The organism is Frankia sp. Mgl5 (genome assembly GCF_023242985.1).
GTDB classification, from domain to species: Bacteria; Actinomycetota; Actinomycetes; order Frankiales; family Frankiaceae; genus Parafrankia; species Parafrankia soli.
Genome location: NZ_JALKFY010000822.1, coordinates 23,855 through 30,590, shown reverse-complemented (window position 1 = coordinate 30,590; position 6,736 = coordinate 23,855). Strand labels below are relative to the sequence as shown.

Sequence of the window (6,736 nt, the reverse complement as noted above, 5' to 3'; positions counted from 1 at the left end):
CCCCACAGGTGACAGCATAGCAGGCACGCCTGTCACGCTGTCGTCGATGCGCTGACCCCGACCTGAAGGACAGGGCCCGCGCGTTACGCATCTCGGTCACGAGAACTCTCATCAGCTCCCCTCCAGGGCACCCGGCAACCTTCGCTAACCTACAGAGAGAGTTCTACTACACAGAGTCACGACACTCGGGACCTCGGGGCAGACGAACGGGCGGGGCGCCGTTGCGTGGCGCCCCGTCCGGGTCATGACGGCCAGAACGATCGGTTACAGGTTGAGATCCACCCCCCTGACCCCTGGCGTCAAGCCGCGCTGGCAGTCGGCTCGGCGTCGGGCACGCCGTAGGTCACAGCGACTCGATGAGGACGCGGCGCAGCTCGGAACGAGGCGCCGGGACAACCGCCCCGACCGGAAGATCAGCCGCCGCCGGCACGTCGACCACCGAGGCGCGCGCCGGACCGGACGGCATTCCGGTCTGCGTATGATCCACCGGCGCACCGGCGGCACCTGTGGACACGGCCGGCAGCCACCGGCGCGTGTCGAGGACGGCCGTGGCGTGACGCATCACCAGGTCGCGACAGAACGCGTCGTGGTCGACCAGCACGACCACCAGGTCGGCCGCCGCGATCTGCGCCGCGTCGGCGTCCACCAGCGCGACCCGTCCCGGCGCCTGCGCGGGGTCGACGTGCGGATCGGCCGCGAAGACCCCGGCACCGAGATCGGCCAGCAGCGCGGCCACTCGCGCGGCCGGCGACTCACGGGAGTCACCGGTGTTCCGCTTGTAGGCCAGTCCGAGCAGAAGGATGCGGCTGCCGCTCACCGAGCGTCCGCGCCGGTTGAGCATGTCGATCACACGACGGACCACATGGTCCGGCATGTGGTCATTGATGTCGTTGGCCAGTTCGACGAACCGGAAGCTGCGGCCGAGCCGTCGCCGCACCCGCCAGGACAGATACGACGGGTCGATGGGCAGGCAATGGCCACCGGCGCCGGGGCCGGGCCGGAACGGCATGAACCCGAACGGTTTGGTGGAGGCGGCGTCGATCGCCTCCCACACATCCACCCCCAGCTCGTGCGCGAACATCGCAAGCTCGTTGACCAGGGCGATGTTGACGTGCCGGAAGGTGTTCTCCAGCAGCTTGGTGAGCTCGGCCGTTCTCGTCGAGGCGACCGGCACAGTACGGTCCACCAGCGAGTCGTAGAAGGCCCGGACCGCCTCGAGCGAGGCGTCGTTGACACCGGAGACGACCTTCGGCGTGTTCTCCAGCCGCCAGGTCGGGTTTCCCGGGTCGATACGCTCCGGGGAGTAGCCGAGCCGGAAGTCGTCTCCGGCGGTGAGCCCGGATCCCTCCTCCAGCAACGGCCCGAACAGTTCCTCGGTCGTCCCCGGGTAGGTGGTCGACTCCAGCACCACCGTCGCCCCCGGTGTCACCAGCGGCGCCAGGCTGCGGGCCGCCTCGGCGACGTAGCCCAGATCGGGCGCGCCCTCCCGCAGCGGAGTGGGGACGGTGACGACCGCGACATCGAACCCCGCGGCCGCCGCGAAGTCGGCCGTCGGCTCGTACCGCCCGGAGTCGAGTGCCGCGGCGAGCCGGTCCCGCGAGACGTCCTCGACGTACGACTCGCCGGCGGCGAGCCGCTTGACCCGCCCGGCGTCGACGTCGACGCCGACCACCCGCCAGCCGACCTCGACCGCGCGCATCGCCACGGGAAGACCTACGTACCCCTGGCCGACCACCACCAGCTTTCCCGAAGAAATCATGAACCTATTGTGACTCACTAAATACTGTCAGCTACACAACAGCATTACGGTGTGTCACGCTCCGCGATCGGCAGGCGATGGCGGCAGCAGGTCGGCGGGCACGACCTCAGCCTGCCCACGCGGGCGCGATCCGCTGCCACGACGACCCCGACGTTCGAGAGTCCGACGTTCGAGAGTCCGCCCGAGCACCGCGGAGATCCGCCGGCCCGCGTGCCCGTCCCACAGATCGGGACAACGCGGCGGTGGCGGCCGGTCGAGCACCTCGAACGCGCCCGCGATGATCGCCGCCGGGGAACAGCCCACCACCCGGTTCGTCCCCTCGGCGACCGTGATCGGCCGCTCGGTGCTCTCCCGCAGGGTCAGACACGGAACGCCCAACACCGTGGACTCCTCCTGGACACCACCAGAATCGGTGAGCACCAGTCGCGCACCCATCTGAAGCGCGACGCAGTCCAGGTAGCCGGCCGGTCCGAGTGCCCGCACCCCGTCCGGCAGCCGCCCGGCCAGGCGGCCGGCGGTACGCGGGTGAACGGGGAACACCAGCGGGCAGCGGCGCGCGATCTCGCCCAGCGCCGCGAGCAGCCCGTCGAGTACCGCCGGGTCGTCGACGTTGCTCGGCCGATGCAGTGTCACCAGGCCGTACTCCCCGGGGGCCAGGCCCAGATCGGCGAGCACGGGGCGGGAGCGGGCCCGCTCCCGGCAGGCGAGCAGCGTGTCGACCATGACATTGCCCGCGAGGTGGACCGACTCCGGTCGCGCGCCCTCGGCGAGGAGGTGGACGACACCTTCGGGGCTGGGAGCGAACAACAGGTCCGACACACGGTCGGTGACGATCCGGTTGATCTCCTCGGGCATCGTCCGGTCACCGCTGCGCAGGCCGGCCTCGACGTGGGCGACCGGGACGTTCGCCTTCGCCGCGACGAGCGCGCACGCCAACGTCGAGTTCACGTCGCCGACGACCACGACGACATCGGGTGCAAGCCGCGCCAGCAGCGGCTCGAACGCGGTCATCACGGCCGCGGTCTGCACCGCGTGAGAGCCAGAACCCGCCTCCAGATGGTGGTCGGGCCGCCGCAGCCCGAGATCGGCGAAGAAGACGTCACTCATCGCCTCGTCGTAGTGCTGCCCCGTGTGCACGAAACTGGTTCGGGCACCGTCGGCCGCCAGCGCGTCGAGGACAGGCTTCACCTTGATGAAGTTCGGTCTCGCGCCGGCGATGACGACGGCGTGCAGGCCGGCCGCGGGCAGACCGCCCTGGTCGGGCACCAGCGCGGTCATGGCGCCACTGTTCGATCACGCGCAGGGCCGTCGGCCGCCTTGCGCACCGCGGGCATACCCGGCACGGACGAAGGCGACCGACCGACCGCCGTGTCCCGATGGGCCGACCCCGCGCGGGACATCTCGGCCCGCTCTGCGGCGAGGTCGGCGTCGACCATCATCTCCACCAGTTCCCGGAACCCCACCCGCGGCTTCCACCCCAGCACCTCGGCCGCCTTCGACGCGTCCCCCACCAGCACATCCACCTCCGCCGGGCGGAAGAACCGCGGATCCGACCGCACATACCCGGACCAGTCCTCGATCCCCACCCGGGCGAACGCCACGTCCAGAAGTTCACGAATGCTGTGCGTCTCCCCCGTCGCGACCACGAAGTCATCCGGAGACTCCTGCTGCAGCATCCGCCACATCGCGTCCACATAATCCCCCGCGAAACCCCAGTCGCGCCGCGACTCCAGATTCCCCAGCGACACCGAGTCCTGCAGACCCAGCGAAATCCGCGCCACCGCCCGGGAGATCTTCCGCGTCACGAACTCGATCCCCCGCCGCGGCGACTCGTGATTGAACAGCATCCCCGAACACGCGAACAACCCGTACGACTCCCGGTAATTCACCGTCAGATAATGCCCGAACGTCTTCGCCACCCCGTACGGCGAACGCGGATGAAACGGCGTCGTCTCCCGCTGCGGCGTCTCCCGCACCTTCCCGAACATCTCCGACGACGACGCCTGGTAGAAACGCACCCGGGACAGGTCGTTACCACCCGCGATCCGCAGCGCCTCCAGAACCCGCAGCACCCCCATGCCCGTCGTCTCCCCGGTCAGCTCCGCCTGCTTCCAGGACAGCCCGACGAACGAGATCGCGCCCAGGTTGTACACCTCGTCGGGCTGGGAGATCTCCACCGCGCCGATCAACGACGGAAGATCCGTCAGATCACCCTCCAACAACACGACCCCCGGCACCAGCCGCTCCACGGTCGCCACCTTCGGGTTCGACTGCCCGCGCACCAGCCCGAACACCTCATAACCCCGCCCCACCAGCAACTCCCCCAGGTACAACCCGTCCTGGCCGGTGATTCCCGTAATCAGCGCGCGAGGCACGATCTCTGCTCTCCTGTCTCCGGGTCCACCCGGGTTACCCCTATGTCAGACGGATGGTTCGCTCTTCCCTCTCTGGGCGGCGGGAAGGCCGGCGCCGTCCAGAGGCGTGCCGTCCGGATCCGCTGTCCGCGCCGCCGGCACCCCGACCGCGGCCACCCGCCCCGTACCCGTGCGGGGAGCACCGGCCGGGTCGATGACAGCCGGGTCGCTGGTGGCTGCCTCCATTGACTGTTGAAGTCCGGTTGGCTGTGGGAGTCCGGTGCCGAGGCTCGCGGCGGCGGCGAGTGTCGCCCAGGACGACGCGATCAGCTCGGCCGTCACGTCGGTCGCGCCGCCGCGGCACATCCGCAGGAACGCGCCGGCCGCCGCCCGGTGTCCCTTGTCCTGCACGCCCTTCCATTCCGAGCCGCCGTCGACCACCAGCTCCCGGAAGTCGTCGATGCGCAGGTGACGCCGGCCCGCGAGAGCCTCGACCATCTCCTTCCGGCAGGCCCGGGGGCGGGCGGAGCTGTACGCGATGGTCGACAGGCTTCCGTCGACGTGCCGCAACGTCACAGCCAGGTCCTCGGCCAGCAGCGCCTCACCACCGCGGCCGGGCATCACTGCCGCCGCCTCGACCCGGCTGCCCGCCAGCGTCGCGCAGGTGTCGACGAAGTGGCAGACCTCGCCCAGCAGCCGGCCGCCCTCGACCCGGTCGCCGTACCAGTGCTCGGCGGGTACGGGACCGGCCGCGACCCGGTAGACCAGACTCAGCGGGCCGTCCCGCTCGGCCAGGCGCCGCCGGGCCGCGACGACCGCCGGGGAGAACCTGCGGTTGAGACCCACCATCAGAACACCGCCGCCCACGGCCGCCGCCCGCTCGACCATCTCCAGCTCGGCCAGGTCGAGGGCCAGCGGCTTCTCACACCACACGTGCCGGCCCCGTTCGAGTGCCGCCGCCGCCAGCCGGGCGTGCGTGGAGTGCGGCGTCGCGATCACCACCACATCGATGTCGTCGTCGTCGAGCAGCTCGTCGACCCCGGTGGCGGCCCCCTGGAACCCATGCCGGTCGGCGAAGGCTCGAGCCGACCGCCCACCGGCCGAAGCGACGCTGGTGAAACGGTCGAAACCGGCGGCCCGGAACGCCGGCAGCAGCACCGAGCCGGAGAAGTTCCCGGCGCCGATCCAACCGACCCGGTCACCCCGACGCCGGCCGGGCGGACCGACCCGACGCGCCACCCGCTGCGTGTGCTGTCCGACCTGCCGCGCGTCCCCCGGGGCGGAACCCTCGGTCGGGACTGCCCCCTCCGCAGGCGGAGCGCCCTCCGTGGAAAGGGCGCCCTCCACCGGCTCGGTCAGCTCGGCGCGGCGCGGGTAGTCGAACCGGATGGCCAGGTACGGCTCCCGTCGCGTCGCCACCAGATCGTAGGCGGCCGCGGCCTGCTCGAGCGGGAAGGCGTGGGTGACCAGATCGGCCACGGACAGCCGGCCGGCGGCGAGCAGGTCGAGCACCGCCTCCTGGTTGCGGCCCTCCGTCCAGCGGACCTGGCCCGCCGGGTAGTCCACGCCCCACTCCTCGTAGCCACGCTCGTACCGGCCGGGGCCGTACGAGCGCGCGAAGCGCAGGGCGAGCTCCTTCTCGTAGAACGGCGCGCGTGCCAAACCCAGCGGGACGTCCCCGACGACGACGAGCTGCGCACGGTCGCGGGCGAACTCGGTCGCCCGCATCACCGGGTCGCCGGACCGGCCCGCCGCGCAGATCAGCACCGCGTCCGCCCCGCGCCCCCGGCTCCACTCCCGCACCGCGGCCGTGGTCGCGTCGCCGGACTCGCGCAGCGCCCGCACGCCGGTCGCGGCGGCGGTGGTCAGCGGCAGGTCCGCGAGGTCCACACCGGCCACGTCACATCCACTGGCCAGCGCGATGCGGGCGGCGAGCTGGCCGATGAGGCCCAGCCCGACGACGACCACCTTCGCGCCCGGTCCGACCTCGGCCAGGCGCAGCCCGTGCAGCGCGATGGCGGCGATGGTCGCGAAGGCGGCGTCGGCCTCCGGAACCCCGTCCGGCACCCGCGCGCACAGCAGTCCGGGCACCGCCTGGAACTCGGCGTGGTTCGCCCAGCCCGCCCCACCGGTGACCACCAGGTCGCCGGGCCGGATGCCCTCGACGGCGCTGCCCACCCGGACGGCCCGGCCGGCCCCGCTGTAGCCCAGGGGCAGTTCGGAGGCGAGCCGGTCGCGGACCGAGCGGACCGCCTCGCCGATCCCGTCCGCTCTGGCCTTCTCCGCCACCCGGCGGACGAGGTCGGGGCGTGCCCGCGCCTTGGCCAGCAGGCCGGACCGGGCGAGCGTCGTCACCGCCCGCTCGGTACCGGCGGACACGATGGTGGCCGCCGTCTCCACGAGTACCTCGGTCGCCCCGATGGAGGGAATCGGGGTGTCGACGACCCGAACCTCTCCACCGCCGGCGGCCTGGACCACCTGCCTCACCGGAGATCCCGGCCCATCGCCTGGACCTGCCGCGCGGAAGATCCGCGGCTCCGCGACGGGTCGGACACTCGCACTCGCATCATGCGGCGGAGCGTAGTTGATGCATTACATTCAGTCGCGAACATCGGCCCTGCCG

The 6,736-nt window shown here is 71.7% G+C and carries 4 protein-coding genes; all 4 read right to left on the bottom strand.

Annotation, left to right across the window (positions count from 1 at the left end):
- Positions 1 to 343: 343 nt before the first annotated feature.
- From MXD62_RS32765 to MXD62_RS32750, 4 genes are read right to left on the bottom strand one after another with little or no spacing between them, the layout of a single operon-like run.
- A complete protein-coding gene (locus MXD62_RS32765; RefSeq protein ID WP_248833228.1) occupies positions 344 to 1,759 on the bottom strand; it encodes a nucleotide sugar dehydrogenase in 1,416 nt (471 codons plus the stop codon).
- Between the two features lie 54 nt (positions 1,760 to 1,813).
- The gene (gene wecB / locus MXD62_RS32760) at positions 1,814 to 3,037 is read right to left on the bottom strand and encodes a non-hydrolyzing UDP-N-acetylglucosamine 2-epimerase (protein ID WP_248833227.1); all 1,224 of its coding nucleotides are present in this window, start codon (positions 3,035 to 3,037) and stop codon (positions 1,814 to 1,816) included.
- Positions 3,034 to 4,134, bottom strand: a complete 1,101-nt coding sequence (locus MXD62_RS32755) for a GDP-mannose 4,6-dehydratase (RefSeq protein ID WP_248833226.1) — start codon at positions 4,132 to 4,134, stop codon at positions 3,034 to 3,036. Before MXD62_RS32755 ends, wecB begins: the two co-directional genes overlap by 4 nt.
- A gap of 45 nt (positions 4,135 to 4,179) precedes the next feature.
- The gene (locus MXD62_RS32750) at positions 4,180 to 6,600 is read right to left on the bottom strand and encodes a bi-domain-containing oxidoreductase (protein ID WP_248833225.1); all 2,421 of its coding nucleotides are present in this window, start codon (positions 6,598 to 6,600) and stop codon (positions 4,180 to 4,182) included.
- Between the last annotated feature and the right edge of the window lie 136 nt (positions 6,601 to 6,736).

Bases quoted from the DNA above. Each gene is read 5' to 3' on its own strand.
- MXD62_RS32765 (WP_248833228.1), bottom strand. From the start codon at position 1,759: ATGATTTCTTCGGGAAAGCTGGTGGTGGTCGGCCAGGGGTACGTAGGT.
- wecB (WP_248833227.1), bottom strand. From the start codon at position 3,037: ATGACCGCGCTGGTGCCCGACCAGGGCGGTCTGCCCGCGGCCGGCCTG.